General features: G+C 63.6%; 16 protein-coding genes. 2 read left to right on the forward strand and 14 right to left on the reverse strand.

The features are described from left to right. Positions 1–31 precede the first annotated feature (31 nt). The gene (locus M9H71_RS21310) at positions 32–877 is read left to right on the forward strand and encodes a GntR family transcriptional regulator (protein ID WP_455406905.1); all 846 of its coding nucleotides are present in this window, start codon (positions 32–34) and stop codon (positions 875–877) included. A gap of 260 nt (positions 878–1,137) precedes the next feature. Here the strand turns inward: M9H71_RS21310 and M9H71_RS21315 are convergent, their stop codons facing one another. The 12 genes from M9H71_RS21315 to M9H71_RS21370 form a co-directional block, all read right to left on the reverse strand. Next, positions 1,138–1,551, reverse strand: a complete 414-nt coding sequence (locus M9H71_RS21315; RefSeq protein WP_013502983.1) for a hypothetical protein — start codon at positions 1,549–1,551, stop codon at positions 1,138–1,140. 10 nt (positions 1,552–1,561) lie between these two features. Then, entirely contained in the window at positions 1,562–3,565 is a 2,004-nt protein-coding gene (locus M9H71_RS21320; protein ID WP_455406906.1) for a conjugal transfer protein TraG, read from the reverse strand. Positions 3,566–3,690: 125 nt separating this feature from the next. After that, positions 3,691–5,442, reverse strand: a complete 1,752-nt coding sequence (locus tag M9H71_RS21325) for a relaxase/mobilization nuclease domain-containing protein (protein ID WP_455406907.1) — start codon at positions 5,440–5,442, stop codon at positions 3,691–3,693. Between the two features lie 535 nt (positions 5,443–5,977). Continuing rightward, positions 5,978–7,066 (reverse strand): IS110 family RNA-guided transposase, encoded by a 1,089-nt coding sequence (locus tag M9H71_RS21330; protein WP_013502986.1) that lies wholly within the window; start codon positions 7,064–7,066, stop codon positions 5,978–5,980. A 205-nt stretch (positions 7,067–7,271) separates the two neighbouring features. Next, positions 7,272–8,183 carry a lytic transglycosylase domain-containing protein gene (locus M9H71_RS21335; protein WP_455406908.1) on the reverse strand — a complete coding sequence of 304 codons (912 nt, stop codon included), beginning with the start codon at positions 8,181–8,183 and terminating at the stop codon, positions 7,272–7,274. Further along, positions 8,180–8,695 carry a S26 family signal peptidase gene (locus M9H71_RS21340; RefSeq protein WP_455406909.1) on the reverse strand — a complete coding sequence of 172 codons (516 nt, stop codon included), beginning with the start codon at positions 8,693–8,695 and terminating at the stop codon, positions 8,180–8,182. The genes M9H71_RS21335 and M9H71_RS21340 overlap by 4 nt, the downstream gene beginning before the upstream one ends. Beyond that, positions 8,692–9,156 (reverse strand): DUF2840 domain-containing protein, encoded by a 465-nt coding sequence (locus tag M9H71_RS21345; protein ID WP_455406910.1) that lies wholly within the window; start codon positions 9,154–9,156, stop codon positions 8,692–8,694. The genes M9H71_RS21340 and M9H71_RS21345 overlap by 4 nt, the downstream gene beginning before the upstream one ends. Before the next feature lie 312 nt (positions 9,157–9,468). Next, positions 9,469–10,350, reverse strand: a complete 882-nt coding sequence (locus tag M9H71_RS21350) for a replication initiator protein A (protein ID WP_455406911.1) — start codon at positions 10,348–10,350, stop codon at positions 9,469–9,471. 23 nt (positions 10,351–10,373) lie between these two features. Then, on the reverse strand, positions 10,374–10,658 hold the full coding sequence (locus tag M9H71_RS21355) for a helix-turn-helix transcriptional regulator (protein WP_455406912.1): 285 nt from the start codon (positions 10,656–10,658) through the stop codon (positions 10,374–10,376). A 126-nt stretch (positions 10,659–10,784) separates the two neighbouring features. Further along, positions 10,785–11,420 (reverse strand): DUF2285 domain-containing protein, encoded by a 636-nt coding sequence (locus M9H71_RS21360; protein ID WP_455406913.1) that lies wholly within the window; start codon positions 11,418–11,420, stop codon positions 10,785–10,787. Next, complete coding sequence (locus M9H71_RS21365; protein ID WP_455406914.1) at positions 11,371–11,565, reverse strand: transcriptional regulator domain-containing protein; 195 nt, start codon at positions 11,563–11,565, stop codon at positions 11,371–11,373. The genes M9H71_RS21360 and M9H71_RS21365 overlap by 50 nt, the downstream gene beginning before the upstream one ends. Before the next feature lie 155 nt (positions 11,566–11,720). Beyond that, a complete protein-coding gene (locus M9H71_RS21370) occupies positions 11,721–11,999 on the reverse strand; it encodes a DNA -binding domain-containing protein (RefSeq protein ID WP_455406915.1) in 279 nt (92 codons plus the stop codon). 142 nt (positions 12,000–12,141) lie between these two features. Here M9H71_RS21370 and M9H71_RS21375 point away from each other — a divergent pair, with 142 nt between their 5' ends. Further along, positions 12,142–12,402 carry a helix-turn-helix domain-containing protein gene (locus M9H71_RS21375; protein ID WP_455406916.1) on the forward strand — a complete coding sequence of 87 codons (261 nt, stop codon included), beginning with the start codon at positions 12,142–12,144 and terminating at the stop codon, positions 12,400–12,402. Positions 12,403–12,533: 131 nt separating this feature from the next. Here M9H71_RS21375 and M9H71_RS21380 read toward each other — a convergent pair whose 3' ends face one another. Next, positions 12,534–12,857: a DUF736 domain-containing protein gene (locus M9H71_RS21380; RefSeq protein ID WP_455406917.1), complete on the reverse strand. Its 324-nt coding sequence runs from the start codon at positions 12,855–12,857 to the stop codon at positions 12,534–12,536. A 1,018-nt stretch (positions 12,858–13,875) separates the two neighbouring features. Next, complete coding sequence (locus M9H71_RS21385; protein ID WP_013503000.1) at positions 13,876–15,984, reverse strand: ParB/RepB/Spo0J family partition protein; 2,109 nt, start codon at positions 15,982–15,984, stop codon at positions 13,876–13,878. Positions 15,985–16,035: the final 51 nt, after the last annotated feature.

Genomic DNA, 16,035 nt, shown 5'->3' on the forward strand with positions numbered 1-16,035 from the left:
AGCGCTCCCTAGCCCTGTCGGTCCGCGGACTGTGCTGCGCGGCCGTTATGATTATTCGACCTGGGATCGCTGCATCCCCAAGCGGACCAAGAGACGCTTGCGAAACCAAGTTGTTTGTTGCTTCTTATTTGTTATAACAAGTTTGCATCAGGTTTTTTCGATGTCAACAGGAATGCTCAACGATCGCTCAGGCTCAGAGGCGACGCCCACATCGGGCTCGTTCGATACGCAGATCATCAAAGAGAGCGTTAGCCAGCAGGCATATGTGGCGATCCGCAACTCGCTGATGCGGAGCCGGCTCAAGCCCGGGCAAAAGCTCGTGGTGAGGCAGGTCGCCGACGAACTCGGCATCAGCGTCACGCCGGTGCGCGAGTCGCTGCTTCGGCTGGTTTCCGAACATGCCCTGGCGCTCGACGAGCGCGGCACCGTGATCGTCCCCCGCCTGACGCTCGACCGCTGTCTCGAAATCAGAGACCTCCGGATGATGCTGGAGGGCGAAGGCGCCGCGCGCGCGGCGGCGCACGTCACCGACGCGGAGATCGACGAACTCGCGGCGATCCATGCACGCTATGTCAGCACCGAGTCGGTCAGCAATTTCGCGACGGCGCTCGCCGAGAACGAGAACTTCCATTTCGCAGTGAGCCGGCTCGCCCGGTCGCCAGCCTTGTTTCGGATCGTCGAGAATCTATGGATGCAGTTCGGCCCGACGTTGTCGTACTTGTACGACGACGCCGCGAGGCCATTCCACGGTCAGAAGCACGGCCATGTTCTGGTAATCGAAGCGCTACGCGCGCGGGATCCCGAGAAGGCGCGCATCGCGATGGCCCAGGATATCCTGGTTGGAGGCAAGGCGCTCGTCGACAAGTTGCAAGGCTGAATCAATTCGAAAGAGACAGGCAAAGAAAGATCCGTTTCGCTCGACGCCGCAATTGCGCAAGACAATCGACGTCGGTTGCTGGCCTGTTCCAGCGTGGGGTCGGCTTATCGCTGGTCCGCTCTACGCCCTTACCGGCGTCGGAAGTCGCGTCGCCTATGTCGGGGCTCGGAGTAGTGCGGAAGTTCGCAAAATTGGCATGGCGGCATCGCTAGAACCCGCTCCACAAGCAGCGGGCTTGCTGCCGACCACCCGTCACCGAATCATTCTTTTGTCGCCTGGATGTCTTGCAGAATTTCTGCTGCCAATGTCTGCCCCTTTGCCAACCGCCGCCCCAACGCCTCAACAAAGCTCTCATAGCGTTCCCGACCTTTGGCCTGCGCGGCTACCTGCGCGGTGTCTGGCAGGGGCGGCGTCGCGGTCAGCCAGAACCGGATGAACAGAGCCAATGCCTCGTTGGTGATCGCCAAATGTCGTTCGAGCCGATCAGCTTGCCGGGTTATCCGATCAAGTCGCCGCCCGAGCGCCGCCTCGGTCCGCTCGGCATTGTCCGGCGACAGGAATGACGCCAGGGCAGTCTCGACAACCAGCGCTTGTGGCACGCGTTTGCGGCCAGCATATTCGGCAAGTTGTCCTGCAAGCTCTGGCGGAAGGCGGAATGTGTGCTTGGTACGCATTGATAAAACTTTAGAGCTCGATGCCATCATCCGAATCGAGCGAGGCCTGGCGCGCCAGTCCGCGAATCTGGGCTCGCATCGCGCGTGCCCGCGCGGTTTCGTCGTCCTGGTCCTGATCGTCGAATGCGAATTCCTGCGTCAGTTTCGCCGGCTCCGGCACGATTTCCTCATGATCGGAAAGTTCCGGCTCCCGCCGGATCCCGCCGTTGTGTGGATCGTCGCTGGCCGCCGTGGCCGAAGCTGCATTTTTTTCCGTCGTGGCGGGCGGCTTCGCAGCCGGCAATCGATCGATCCAGTCATTGGCTTGATCGAGCCCAGCGGCATCGTCCGGGCCCGGTCTTGGCGGAGCGAGCACTCGCTCAGCCAGCTGGCGATCGACAAAATACCTGGCTTTCTTGGCGCGGATCGGCGGCACGCCAGACACCAGCACCAGTTCATCATCGGGCGGCAATTGCATCACTTCGCCCGGGGTCAGCAGCGGTCGGGCCGTCTCCTGGCGCGATACCATCAAATGACCGAGCCACGGGCTGAGCCGGTGGCCGGCGTAGTTTTTCATCGCGCGGAGTTCGGTGGCGGTGCCGAGCGTATCGGAGACGCGTTTGGCGGTGCGCTCGTCATTGGTGGCGAACGACACCCGAACGTGGCAATTGTCGAGGATTGAATTGTTGGCGCCATAGGCCTTTTCGATCTGGTTGAGCGACTGTGCGATCAGGAAGCCTTTCAGGCCGTAGCCGGCCATGAAGGCCAGCGCGGACTCGAAGAAATCGAGCCGTCCCAGCGCCGGAAACTCATCCAGCATCAACAACAGTCGGTGACGCCGCTTTCCATTGTCGAGCTCCTCAGTCAGCCGCCGTCCGATCTGGTTCAGGATCAACCGCACCAGCGGCTTGGTCCGGCTGATGTCCGATGGCGGCACCACGAGATACAGCGTCGCCGGACGCTTGCCATCGACAAGGTCTCGGATGCGCCAATCGCAGCGCCGGGTCACATGGGCCACGACCGGATCGCGATAGAGCCCGAGGAACGACATCGCAGTGGATAGAACGCCGGAGCGTTCGTTCTCGCTCTTGTTGAGGAGTTCACGGGCGGCCGATGCGATCACCGGATGCGGTCCGGCCTCACCAAGGTGCAGCGTCGTCATCATCGCCCGCAGGGTGGTGTCGATCGGCCGTTTTGGGTCGGACAGAAAGTTGGCGACGCCCGCCAGCGTTTTGTCGGGCTCGGCATAGAGAACATGGAGGATGGCGCCGACCAGAAGCGCGTGGCTGGTCTTCTCCCAATGATTGCGCCGCTCAAGCGAGCCCTCGGGATCGACCAGCACGTCGGCGACATTCTGCACGTCGCGGACCTCCCACTCCCCGCGCCTCACCTCCAGTAGCGGGTTGTAGGCCGAGGACTGCGCGTTGGTCGGATCGAACAACAGCACCCTTCCATGCCGCTCCCGAAACCCTGCCGTGAGCGTCCAGTTCTCACCCTTGATGTCGTGAACGATGCAGCTTTCCGACCAGGTCAGCAGCGTTGGCACGACGAGGCCGACGCCCTTGCCCGACCGGGTCGGCGCGAAGCACAGCACATGCTCGGGGCCGTTGTGGCGTAGATGCCGGCCGGCGAACTGTCCGAGCACGACGCCGTCCGGACCAAGCAGCCCGGCGGCAGCGATCTCCTCGCGTGTCGCCCAACGCGCCGAGCCATAGGTGAAGACGTTGTTGCTCTCGCGGGCGCGCCAGATCGACATGGCGATCGCAACGGCGATCGAAATGAACCCGCCCGATGCGGCAATGAGCGCCCCTTCCACGAAGATCGGCGGTGCGTAGGCATCGAAGGCGTACCACCACCAGAAGAAAGCTGGCGGCAGATAGACTGGAACGCCGCGTGCGAGTTCGAACCACGGCGCGCCAAGCTGCGGCTGATAGCCGAGCCGCCAGGCCACCCATTGGGTCGCGGTCCAGGTCGTGACCAGCACGATCGCGAGAACGATGCTGACCTGGCCCCACAGAATCTTGGTTGCGGACACGGCACGCCTTTGCGCAGCAAGAAGACCCCGGCAACAAAGCGCGTCTTGAGCCGACTTCAAGAGCCGTCGAGGCGCGATCGCATCGCGGCGTAGTTCCGCGTTGAATTGCCGCCCCTCCGGGTAGATCAGAGGCCAAGCGCTCGGGTCCTGCCGAGCGTCCACTCGACCCGGCCGCCGCGCGCCATCACGCCGGACACCTGCTGTCCCAGTCTCAGCTCGATTGCTGGACGCCAAGGCACCAGCTGGAAGCCAAGGCCATCGTCGATCATCGCGAACCGCCCTGAGGCCAAGGTCACGCGCTGGCGATAGACGCCGGCGACATGTTCGCCTTCGGCCGATGGCAGGTGCTGCAATCCCGTGGCGCCAGCGAGCCGAGCTGTGGCGGCCTCCAGCTCCCGGCGCCGCAGCGTGTCGAGTAAATCGCGGGCAAATATCACCCGCTGACCCTGGCGCCGCGCGAGCCCCTCGCCTGCCAGATGGTCAATCCGGCGCTGCATGGCGTCCCGGACCTCGGCGCCGAAGCCGGAGCCGCTCGCTACGGACTCGCTGGTCAGGAGTTGCCGATCGAGCCAGGTCGCTCCTTCAACCATCACCTGAGCTTCGATGCTGAGGTCCGACCGAACAACCAGCGACAGCCGCTTGCGGCCCTGGGCATCATCATAGGCGCGCGCTTCCACAATGGCACCGGGTTCAGCATCGCCGGTCAGCTCGAGATCCGAGAATCTGAGATGATGGGTCCGGCCGTCAACGCCCTCGATGATGGCGTAGGCGGAACCTTTCAGTTCGTCATGCAGCCCACGCGTGACCAGGCGGCCGAGTACCGGATCGGTGATCTCTTCGCCATGCAGGGCGAAGCCGGCGACATCGGCTGCGCGTCGTGCCTCCGACATCGCCCGATGCATGGTCTTGATGACGTCGCCTCGGATCGCAAGATCGCGCAACGTATCCTTGAGCCCAGGCTTCAACTGCCAGCAGCCGGGGGCGATCTGGTCGGCGAGGCCGAGCCGTTCGAGCTTGGCGACCCGGCCGAGCAGCAGACGCCGAAAGTCAGGATCGTGCCCGCTTGCTCCCGGCCGCAGATCGGCGATGTCGGCGCCTTCGTCGGCAAGGCTGCGCAGCGCGCGATCAAGTTCGGTCCAGCGCTCGGCACCGACATCCTGGTCGAGCGCGGACCTGATCTCGATCTCGCTGCGCGGGCCGAGCTCCAGCGTCACGCGTTCGGCGGCACGGCCGCGCAATCCCCGGCTGATGTAATCGCGGCTGACGACGAGGTCCCGCCCGTCATCGCCACGGCCGCGCACAAGAATATGGATGTGCGGATTGTCGGTGTTCCAATGGTCGACCGCGATCCAGTCGAGCCGCGAACCAAGATCGCATTCGGCGTCGCTCATCAATTCCCGGGTAAAGGCCCGCAGATCCTGCATCTGACCGGCGTCCTCGGGTGAGACGATGAACCGGAAATGGTGCCGGTCATCGGTGCAACGCTCGGCAAAAACACGTTCGTCGGCGGCATCCGAGGTGGCATCAAACATCCGCGCATCGGTGTCATCGCGCGTGACACCTTCCCGCTTGAGGTAGCTGACGTGCTTCGCCAAAGGCGCCGACCGAAATCGAACTCCTCGATGCCGCACCACGCGCGCCTTGATCACCACCCGCCGCGACGGAGCCCGGAGCGACAAGGCCAGCGCCGCCGACCGGCCGCGACCGAACCCGGCCCCCGCGCGCTTTCCTTCCCGGCCAAAGGCCTTACCGGTGTGGCCTGCCTTTCGGACCGCGCGCATCACTTGGCCGACAAAGCTCTTCGGACGGGCAGCGCCGCGGCCGCCATCGCGGATTCGGCCCGGCCTGACGCGGAGGTCGCTGTCGTTCCGGCTCATCACCCCCTCTTGCGATCGGTTTCACGAGCGATGGCGCTGCGAGCGTTGATTTTGCTGGTCTTCTTGCGGTGAGCGCCAGCCCTGGCCTCTTGCACATCGTCATAAACATCAATCCAACCAACCACATGAGCACGACGGACGTCGGCGCTTTTATCTCGCAGTCTTAATCGGCTGTGACTCTCGTATCGCTTTCGCCATCGCTGTCCTCTCCTGTTACTACTCAAAACCATTCGGTCGCTCGCCGCAATACGCCAGTCCACACCGATCAAGAGTTCTGATGCGCCGTGCAGTCTTCCGCGCTCATTGACGGGCTGTTGCGGCTGCGCTGGGGCAGCACTGGAACCGTCGCGGCGCATAGTGCAGTCGGACTCACGGGGCAACATCACAGGCGATCCAGCGTGGTCGGCTTTGCGCCAGCCACAGGCAAGATATCGTGCTTCCCGTCTTCCAATGGTCTGCATCAGTCCTCTTCCGCCGGGGCGGAACTCACAGCATTGAGGGGGCGTCTGTCATGTCGTTTCGCCGTACGGAATCGTCAGCTCCGTGCGTAATTCACCCGCGCCAGTTTCTCCTTCATCCAACTCGCGGCCTCTGCATCCGACAGGCCGTGATCACCGAGATAGTAGGTGCCATCGCGCCACATCGCGTGCATCACCGTCGCCAATTTGCGCGCCACCGCGACCGCCGCCTTGGCATGACAACGCCGCTTGGCGATCTTCAGACCCCAGCTCTTGATCGCATCTTTGCCCTTGAACCGCTTCAGCATGACGGTCGCTGCCTCGTACAGCGACCGTCGGACATCGCCATCGCCGACCTTGCTAATCCGTCCCTTGACGTCGATCGACGTGCCAGACTGCCAGCGTTTCGAGGTCAGGCCAAAATACGCCGCGACGTCGCGCGAGCACCGGAATCGGGCCGGATCGTCGATCGCACAGGCGACATTGAGCGCGGTCACCGCCCCCACGCCGGGTATCGCCAAAAACCGCCGGCACAGTTCATCCTGCATCACGATCTTGACCGCCAGCTTGTTCAAGGTGAGGTATTCCGCCCACAACGCCGCGCGCGCCCGCAGCATGCACTCGATCAGCGCTTCGGTCAGCAAATCCCCCTTCACGGCCTTGCGGACCGCGTCCTCGAAACCGCCGCGCCCGACCCGGTCGAAGCGCAGGCCGAACACCTTGAGCGAATGCCGGATACTGTTTTCAAGGTCGAGAAACTTGCGCTTCAAGTTGCGGCGCTGGATCAACAATAGCCGCAACCGATAGCTGGATTCGCTCTTCATATGCGCCGACCGGAACCAGCCGGTGCGCATGATGTGCGCAATCCCGAGCGCATCATTGGCGTCGGTCTTGTTGCGCTGCGCCGCCATCGCGGCCCGGACATGGCGGGTTTCCAGGCAAACAACCGGCAGCCCGAGCGCCTGCAGCCCGGCATGCAGCCAGGGCGACAACGACCCGGCTTCATGGCCGACCCGCCGCAACCGTGCCGCATAAGGCCGCAGCAAATCGGCGAGAGCCTGCGGCTCGGTGGCCACCGAATTCGTCATGATCACGGCGCCCTTTTCATCGACCACACACACCGACGTCTCCGCCAACGACACGTCCAGCCCGGCAAAATATTCCATTTTCTGCCTCCCGCGGTGCTTGTTCAACGCAGGCATCTTCGCGCCATCGCCGCCACCAGGCGAGCCGCCAAGGGCCGCCCCAATCGCCGCTGGCCCTCCAAGCCCGATTACCGCGGCGATCTGTCGCTGGGACCTGTCCGACCGCGACGCAACCACGTCCTGCCTGCGATATCGCGCGAGGCACTCAGGCAAAGTGCGAATGCGCTCATTGCGACCCAATCGGCATGACGGTGGACGCGAACAGGCCGGCCGATCGCGGCACCAGGTCCGATCGGGCGATCCTCAACGGTGCCTTCGCCCCGCGACCCGATCGCACGCCGACGGAGTCTGAACGATCGACCAAATGGCTCGTCAAACGATCGACGAACAGCGGCGACCGCGCCCCGGCGACTGCGTGCTTCGCGACGGTCGACACCGCAACCCGTGACATGCCGGCGGTGTTCGACATGATCGTCGCGACGTAAGCCTGGGTCTCGTCCGGCAACGGTTTTCCGGTTGCCAAATGCTGTTCGTAACGTCCGGGACCAGCATTATAGGCAGCCAGGAAACCAGGGACGCCGTAGCGATCCAGCAGTTGGCGAAGATACGCCGTGCCTGCCAGAATATTGTCCCGCGCATCGTACGGATCGGCGCCAAGGCCGTGCTGCGCGCGCAATTCGGCCCAGGTGCGGGGCATGATCTGCATCAGGCCGATCGCGCCCTTTGCTGAGCGGGCAAGCGGATCGCTGTTACTTTCGGCATGCATCACGGCACGAATCCAGTGCGCGGAAATCGCAAATCGGTCTGCCGCCTCGAAGACCGCTGCGGCGATCAGGGCAGCCGACGAACGATCATCGGACCGCCCAATCGGTAGCGGCGGCCCGGCCAATACATCACGACAGCCGATCATTGAGGCTGCAGCAATGACGATGATGAGCATTGCGGCGGAACTGGCCGGCCGATGCACGGTCGGTTTCGAGTCCGATGACGAGGCGGTGTGTCGGCTGCATCGATGCAGCGTTTCGAAGACCTGCTCAACCGCAAGGCGGATGCCGGCCGGAAGGAGAAAGGAGCCGTTGGAGTGCTTGACCGGATGGCAAACAGCGTGCGCACTGGGAATCCACATGATGGTCGTCACTCCTGCTCGTCGGTCCAGACGGGCTCAGCACGCGCGACGACCGCCGTCGTGGGGAGCACACCGAAATAGCGCCCATCGAACGAAGTCGCGGACTGCCAATTGATCAGGAAGATTTCGTCGCTCGCGACGACGTGGCAGCCCTGCCAGACCGGCAAGGCTCGGCCCCGGCTGTCGAGGTCCTGCGCCTCGCCGAGTTCAATCTGGTCGACCGCGACCATCACACCTGTCCTGCACACGGTTTGCCCGGGAAGCGCCAGCACACGCTTCAGCATCGGCACGCCGCGCGGCAGATAGCCACGCTCGCTGAGAAACGCGGCAAGCGGAGGCGGCGGCAGAACGACGACCAGATCAGTGACGGCCAGTCGGCCGATCGGACGCAGCCGATACAGCCCGATCGGCACGCTGTCTGACGCGTTCCAGATGAAACGCTTCAATGGCGGATCGACGAGCGGGACGGCGAGCGCGACAGCCGCCACAGCGGTCAAAACCAGGATCATCGCCCTGCCCGTCACGGTGCAATCCTGCGGCGTTTCTGCCAGACCTGATGGCGGGACCGCGTATAGGCGCGCGGCTCTTCGTTGACCGACAGTCGATTATGGACGTGATGCCAATAGTCGGGCGCAGCATCCGCCGGAGCGATGCCGAGCGCCTCGACCGCATCGACGATCTGCAGCACCCGTTCGACCTTGGACCAGCCCGACTGCCGCAACAGGATCTCGCCGCCGGGGCGCACAAACGGCACCGTGGTGTAGCGCTCGTTTGCCGCAACCGCTCTGACGATGTCGATCCTGGAGACGACGGTGCCAAAGCTGTTCGCCGTCCAACGAACGAATGCGAAGACGCTGCCGGGGGCGAACGACACGATGCGCCGGCTGCGGTCGAGAATTTGCTCGTGCGCGATGAGGCCGAAGCGAATCCAGTTTTCGATCCGCTTTTGCTGCCAGACCAATTCGACATGCGTCAGATCATCCATGCCGTCCTCCCAATGCTGAAGGGATCGCTGAGAGTAGGCCTCTGGTGCCGCACCGTAGATGTTCCCGAGACGCGAACCTTGTGATCGGCATTGACGGCGTCTGGACGCTCATCGCATCGCTGACATCTACCTTGCCGCGGTCCCGAAACGAGCGGTCCGTTAGAAGCAATCCGAAGGATTGCTGGTTAGAGAAGTTACGCGCGCTGCAACCGATTGAACGGCGAACTGTTTCGGTCGATTCCGGTCCCCGATAGCACGAGGTTTTGGTCCCCGATCGCACGAGGGTTGCGGTCCCCGATAGCACGAGAGGATTCACAGGCGATCCCCAGGCGCGGTTGCGACGCCGCGGCGACGCCACGCTGCCGCGATCGGACTGGCAGGAATGGGGGTGAATTGCAGCCGCTCGTCACCGCGCGATCCGCGCTCGATCACCAGCCGGTAGCCGGGGATCGTCTGACGGCGAACGATCTCGCGCAGATCATAAGCGAAGTGCTTGGGCGGCGAGAGGCTGCCGGACTTGGCATGAAGATGAGCGACGTCGAAGCTCCAGCCGCCAGCCTGGCGACCGCCATGCTTGCGGACCAGCCGATACAGCCAGCGCTCCACCCCGCCGGTCAGACCGAAATACGCCGGGTCGATGGTCAGAACCAACGCATCGTCCAGCACGGCGGCATAGAACCAATCCGGCAGGATCAGTTCCAACCCGAGCGGGCGGCCGTGCGGGTCGGAGGTCTCCTTCCACTCGTTGATCCACGAAAACCGGTGCCGCCGGCGCTCGAGTTGCTGACGGATCGACGTCAGAATTGTCGTTGCCTGGAGCCGGTCCAGTGCGGCTTTCAGGCGGTCGTAGTCGCGCGCACTGGTGCCCCGGCCGACGAAGGTGAGGATCTCGTAAGGCGTGGCCGCCATCAACCGTGAGGTCTTTAAACCAGCGTCGCGGGCCTCGACGATCTGCGAGGCGGCCCAGATCAGAACGTCAGCATCCCAGATCGTCGCCATGCCGTATTCCGGCACGGCTTCGACACGGATGGTGATCTTTCCCGCACGAAAATCGATCGGCGCGATGCGCTTGGATTTGGCAAGCGAGAAGAACGGATACGCCATGAGGTCCTGCGCATCGCGCGGCGACAGATCACCGGGCAGCGCACGGAAGAGATCGAGCTGATCACGCTCGGAGGAATGGCGGCGTCGCATCGCCTGTGCTCCCTGCGTGACGTTCAGCGACGGCTCGGGCCGGCATAGGCCGGCGCAACCGCGGCATGCCGCTTGGCCGGCAGCACGCAGCCCGCGCCCGGATCGGAGGTGGAGGTCTTGGCGCCGCGATTGGCCCAAGCCTGCAAATCGTCGAGCGCATAGACCACCCGGCCGCCGATCTTGCGATAGGTCGGACCGGTGCCGTAGGTGCGGTGCTTCTCAAGCGTTCGACCAGACAGGCCGAGGAATCGCGCAGCCTCGGGGGTGCGCAGGTAGCGTGGCGGTAGACCGGCGTTGGGATCGGCCATTCGAGAGTCTCCGTGATCTCGTGGCGCGCCAGCGGAGGTCGCGGCGCATCCGAGGTCACGATGGCGCAGGAGGCCTGTCAGGGAGGATGCCGAACTTCGAGGCGGTCGATTTTCGGCACCCGCCACTCATTCGACGTCGCGCTTACCGCGACGGCCTTGCTGCAGCAACTGGCGATAGCCGCCACGCATCAGCGCGGCGCCGGTTTGCACCAAACGGATGGTGCGATTGCGCAGATCGTGGGTTTTCCAAGCACGATCCGGAATGCTCTTTGCGCCGAACAGAGCCGTCGCAATGGTCCGGTAGCTGCTGCCATCGGAGTGCGCATCGAGCGCGCGCAGCGCCAGCGCAAGCCGGCGCCGTCGTTGCGCGGACAGCTCATGAAATGCAGGACCAGGTGTCCGCCCGCGCAGTGCGCGCCACAACCTTCGTGCCGCATGGGCGCGAATCTCGAAGTCCTGATCGAATGGCAGTTCGGCCGCGTAGGACACGCCGATCGCCGGCGGATGGCGCAGCCAGAGCCGGTGTTCGCAGTCGCGCACGCGCAAATGAACGTGCCATCCATCGGTCGCGTGACGGATTTCGCCGGTAGACAGAAAGCTTAGACTGAGCCCAGCAGCGGGTACATCGCCCTCGCGGCCGACAATCGGCACGATTGTCGGCAAAACTTCCGGCGCCCAAAAGATCGGTTGTTCTAAAGATGAGCGCGCCGGGTCAGCGGCGAAAAGAAAGCCCCCATCGCTTTCTGAACCCTGCGACAGCACTCGGATCGAGCGCGACTTTGGAGACGGTTAGGAAGTCACGGCGATAGTCGGGATTTCGCCGGAGGCATTCCCACGCGAAGCCAGTGTGATCAAGCACTTCGGCGCTGGTGTAGCTCGCAGGTGATCGCCAATCAGACTGAGACATCGCGTCGTTCCCCTACCACGCGAGCGAAGATGGCACCGTCAAGTCTGGATTGGTCCCACGCCACGCACACTCGGCACTACGCAACCTATAGTGTAGTAGATTGACGACCACATCTTGGTGAAATTTTGTTCGTATCGGAGTTGAGGAAGACGGGATTAGTTAGTGTTGCCAGGACGCAGCAAATTCCGGTAACCGCTTGCAGTCATCCACTTGGCCCGCGCCAGATGACTGTCGAACGCACAGCGCGCGCGCTCCGGCTCACGACTGGGATCGATGTGCAAAACGATCCTCGCGACCTCTTCCCAGTCAGCGCCCTCGGCATTTGCATCGAGAAGGCGCAAATAAGTAACCAGATGCTCTTGATCATAGGCTGTGAGCTCCGGGCCGGTCGGAGCCTCGTCGGCAACATCGGGATCGAGCGGAGGATTGGGCATCAAGGACCCTGCGAGAAACAATTCGGCAGCGAACGCGGTCGCTAGACTTTATGCCGTGGTTTAGCCGCATTCTAGATACCGCGGAGCGTTTGTAGAGAATACTCCGTGGTGAAATGCTCTACAAGACCATGCTCTCTCGTCCATGGAGATACGAGAGATCTTGGCAGTCAATCTAAGAAAATATCGGCAAGCTCGTGGACTGTCTCAGGAAGAGCTGGCTCACCGGGCAGACATTGATCGAACCTATGTCAGTGCACTCGAACGATGCGTCTACGCCGCCGGCATCGACGTTGTCGACCGGATCGCGCGAGTTCTTGGTGTGGAGGCTGCCGACTTGTTGCGGCGCCCGTCATCATCCGCTGCGAAGCCGGCTCTCCATGGCAAACCCGCGAACAAAGACTAGCGAAGGATTGCGAAGGCCACATGGACCGTCTAGCGAGCGTTGGAGGTTTGTCGCCGCTGCAACAGAAGCGCGAAGTTGCCTAGCCGAACGGAAGCGCCCCGCTCCGTGGAGCGAGGCGCCTGGGCGATTGATCAGTCGCCGTTCGGCTTGCGGCTGCGGGACCAGATCAGCGTGTAGGTGTCGGCGTCCTGGTCGTCGAACAGATTGGCGAAGATCGGAGCGTTGAAGCTCGGGTCGTCCAGCTTGAGCGAAAGGTAGTCGCGGCCTTCGCTGGAGCGCTTCGACCAGGCGGCCCCGATCTCGGCGCGACCGACATAGACCCGATGGCTCGGTGCATTCTCGTTGCCGCGGTCGGTCTCCGGAACGATGCGGACGCCCTTGGTCTGAAGGCTGAGGGTCACGATCTCGCCCTGGAACTCGTCGCCAGTCTTCTTGAAAGAGCCGATGTTAGCCATGTCACTTCTCCTTGCTGTTTCGAGCCCCGCGACCACCGCGGCCTCGATGGCGATCTGAACGCCGAAGGCGATCGACGCCGCACCCGCTTGGGCCGAAGCGCAGCGGAGGATGGCGGCGGGCAGACTTTCTTGCCTCGCGAGGAATGGGCGCGCCGGGCCCCCGCGCCTTTCGCGGGGTGGCCGCCCAGGGGAAGAAAGTCTGACCTCAGCCATTGCGGTCCAGGCGATCGAGGCATCGCCGGCCTTCGGCCAGATCAAGCCAGAGAGAGGCGAGGTGCTCGCGCCCGCAAACGGCATTCAGGTGAACGTGCCAGTCGTTGATCGGCGCAGACAAGAAGCTGTCCGCGATGAGCGAAAGATCGACGGCAATGGCGTACAGACAGGTCGCTCCCGATTCCGAGTGCCAAAGCAATGTCGCATGCCGCTCCGTCGGTTCGACGTCGAAAGAACGCAGACCAACGGCCCGTCCGAGATACGATCAGGCAGGACACGCGACAAGCTCAATAGGCCGAAGAGAGAATCCGCCCGGCGGATAGCCGGCCGATACCGGGCAGCATGCAATCAGCTGCTGGTCCTTGCCGTCTCGTGCCGCAACGCGGAGGATTCACCGTGTAAGCGCTCCGACGATGGTACTTGCAACGTCGCCAGACGCGTCCATGCGGTGCCGCCAACGACAACCGCACCGATCAACGCGAATGCATCATGCCACCATTTGGCGTTCGTTCCGACATCAGCGATGCCGGCGGCGAGCTGATATCCTGCGACAGAAGCCGGCAACACGAACAGCGCGCCAACCACGAAGCGGACGAGAGCTGAGCGCGTGAAGTCGCATGCACGCGGTCACGGCCGCGGCGGAATGGAATCGGGTCATGGCAACAGCCTTGGAGAGCAAGATCGGGACGAGCTGCGGCGCGCGCTCTCAGCCCCGCCGGCTCACCCCCGTCCCGGCCACCCTCTCGCTCTCTCGGCCCCACAGAAGAAAGGGCGGAGCAGCTCCCGCCGCCCCGCCCTTCGCCGGTTATTCGGCCGCAATCACACCAGGCTGATCGTCTTCATCCTCCACCGGCTCGTCCTCGTGTTCGTCGAGAAACTCCGGCAAGGCTTCGTCTTCGCCCGCAACCGTGGCCGATTCAGCTTCCGCGAGCCGCAGCGGTTCAGGCAGCCAGTCGCTGCCATTCAGCAAACGCTCCGCCTCCCGTGCCATCTCGGGTTTCTTGAGGTGGTCGATCAGCTGCACCGCGGCTTCACCCTTGGCTTCGCGCACCGCTTCCAGTATCCGCGGTTTGGTGACCCGGCCGAGATAATTGTCGACGGTGGTGGTCCAGCCCGCGGCGACCATGTCGAGATCGACGGCGCGCGCGAACAGATCAGCGTGCTCCAGCCTGCGGCGAATGCCACGCGCAGAAGCGCGACCCTCGTTGAACCGGTTCGCCGGCTCGTAAAGCGCGTTGACGCCGAACGAGGCGCAATGCGCGAACAGTGCTGATTGCTCGGCCGCATCAAAGCCGATCAGCGCATCCCAGAGGCCGCCTTCGTCTCGCGGTAACCGCAGCTTCCAGGCGTCGTGGCGCGCCTCGATTGCCTTGGCCGACGCGCTGTCGTTGAGACCCGGTGCCTGGGCCGGCAGGATCGGCGTGCGGATGGCGATCTCCAGGCAGCCGTTCGATGGCGCGAACCGATAGAACGTCGCCAGCACGAAATTGTGCAGCACCGCGGTGAAGGCCATCGCCGGATCTTTGGCCAACGCATTGCGCAGCGCCAGCGTTCGATGCGCGGTCAGTTCGGCTACGAGACGCTCCGGCAACGGTTTGATCGCGTCGTCTTCATCCTCCTCCCCGCCAGATGGAGCCCCACCGACAGTGATAACGGAATGCGGCGTCGAGACCTCGCCGTCGTCGTCCGGGTGCTGTTCGCTCGACGACTTTTCCAACTCCGGATCATCACTCACCGGCGCCTCGTCCTCCGGCCGCACATAACCGCGATCGACCGCCAGTCTGCCGTCCTGATCGAGGCTGACGAAAGCTCCGGCGCGGGCAATGTCGGCCGGGTCGTAGCGCATCGGCCGGGTGTCGAAAGCCGACAATGCGGTCTCGATCTCGCCGAGCCGCTCATCAATCCCGTCCGGCAGTTCGTCCGCCTCGGCGTAGTCGGCTTCGAGCTTGTCGTATTCCGCCCGGAGCGCGGCCTCAGCGGCCTGCTCGTCTTCGGTCATTTCGACCGGAGTGCCGTGCAATTCGCGCAGACAATCGGTGTGGCCATAGGGGAAGTTGACCGCCACCGAGATCCATTTCCAGCCCTCGGCAGCGATCGTCTCGGCGTCCATTTGCAGCTTCTCGATCACCAGCCGGTCCAGCAGTTGCACGTCCTGCAGCCAGCCGCCGTCATCGTGCTCGAATAGATCGCGCAGGACGGTGCCGCCCGCTTGCTCGTAAGCCTCAAGCCCGACAAATTGGACCCGCCGATCGGAGGCGCGGATGCTGCTTTCCGTGAGCATCCGGCGGATCTGATAGGGCTGGTCGAGATGGGAGCGGCTGACGATGTCCCAGACCTGCTCCTGCCGCGCCTGGTCGGCGGTGACGGAAAACGCCATCAACTGCTCCAGCGTCATGCCATCGTCGGCGTAGACGTCGAGGAGACGGGGGGACACCGAAGCCAGGCGCAGCCGTTGCTTGACGGTCGCCGCCGTTACGAAGTGACGGGCGGCGATGTCTTCCTCGCTCATGCCGCCGTCATGAAGCGCCTTGAAGGCGCGGAACTGGTCGAGCGGGTGCAATCCGATCCGCTCGTCGTTCTCTGCGAGCGAGTCGTCCTCGGCGAGGCCGTCGCAGCGGACGACGCAGGGCACCGGCTGCGTCTTCGCCATCCTCTTCTGCTTGACCAACAATTCGAGCGCGCGGTAGCGCCGCCCGCCCGCCGGGACCTCGTACATCCCAGTTTCTTGACCGTCGGCGCCGATCACCGCTCGCACGCTGAGGCTCTGCAACAGCGTGCGTTGCGCGATGCTCTCCGCCAATTGCTCGATCGAAACGCCCGCCTTGACGCGGCGAACGTTGGACTGGCTCAAGACCAGCTTGTTGAAGGGAATGTCCCGCGACGGGCTGAGCTTGATCTTCTGAACTGACGCCATGTTCGTATCTCCGCGACGGGCGGCCGAGAGCCTTTCTCTCGACCTGCAACC

The organism is Rhodopseudomonas parapalustris (assembly GCF_053772255.1).

Excerpts from the sequence above, each read along its gene's own strand:
- M9H71_RS21380 (WP_455406917.1), bottom strand. The coding sequence starts at position 12,857 with ATGGCTAACATCGGCTCTTTCAAGAAGACTGGCGACGAGTTCCAGGGC.
- M9H71_RS21325 (WP_455406907.1), bottom strand. The coding sequence starts at position 5,442 with ATGAGCCGGAACGACAGCGACCTCCGCGTCAGGCCGGGCCGAATCCGC.
- M9H71_RS21375 (WP_455406916.1), top strand. The coding sequence starts at position 12,142 with ATGGAGATACGAGAGATCTTGGCAGTCAATCTAAGAAAATATCGGCAA.
- M9H71_RS21315 (WP_013502983.1), bottom strand. The coding sequence starts at position 1,551 with ATGCGTACCAAGCACACATTCCGCCTTCCGCCAGAGCTTGCAGGACAA.
- M9H71_RS21370 (WP_455406915.1), bottom strand. The coding sequence starts at position 11,999 with ATGCCCAATCCTCCGCTCGATCCCGATGTTGCCGACGAGGCTCCGACC.
- M9H71_RS21365 (WP_455406914.1), bottom strand. The coding sequence starts at position 11,565 with ATGTCTCAGTCTGATTGGCGATCACCTGCGAGCTACACCAGCGCCGAA.
- M9H71_RS21385 (WP_013503000.1), bottom strand. The coding sequence starts at position 15,984 with ATGGCGTCAGTTCAGAAGATCAAGCTCAGCCCGTCGCGGGACATTCCC.
- M9H71_RS21350 (WP_455406911.1), bottom strand. The coding sequence starts at position 10,350 with ATGCGACGCCGCCATTCCTCCGAGCGTGATCAGCTCGATCTCTTCCGT.
- M9H71_RS21345 (WP_455406910.1), bottom strand. The coding sequence starts at position 9,156 with ATGGATGATCTGACGCATGTCGAATTGGTCTGGCAGCAAAAGCGGATC.
- M9H71_RS21355 (WP_455406912.1), bottom strand. The coding sequence starts at position 10,658 with ATGGCCGATCCCAACGCCGGTCTACCGCCACGCTACCTGCGCACCCCC.
- M9H71_RS21330 (WP_013502986.1), bottom strand. The coding sequence starts at position 7,066 with ATGGAATATTTTGCCGGGCTGGACGTGTCGTTGGCGGAGACGTCGGTG.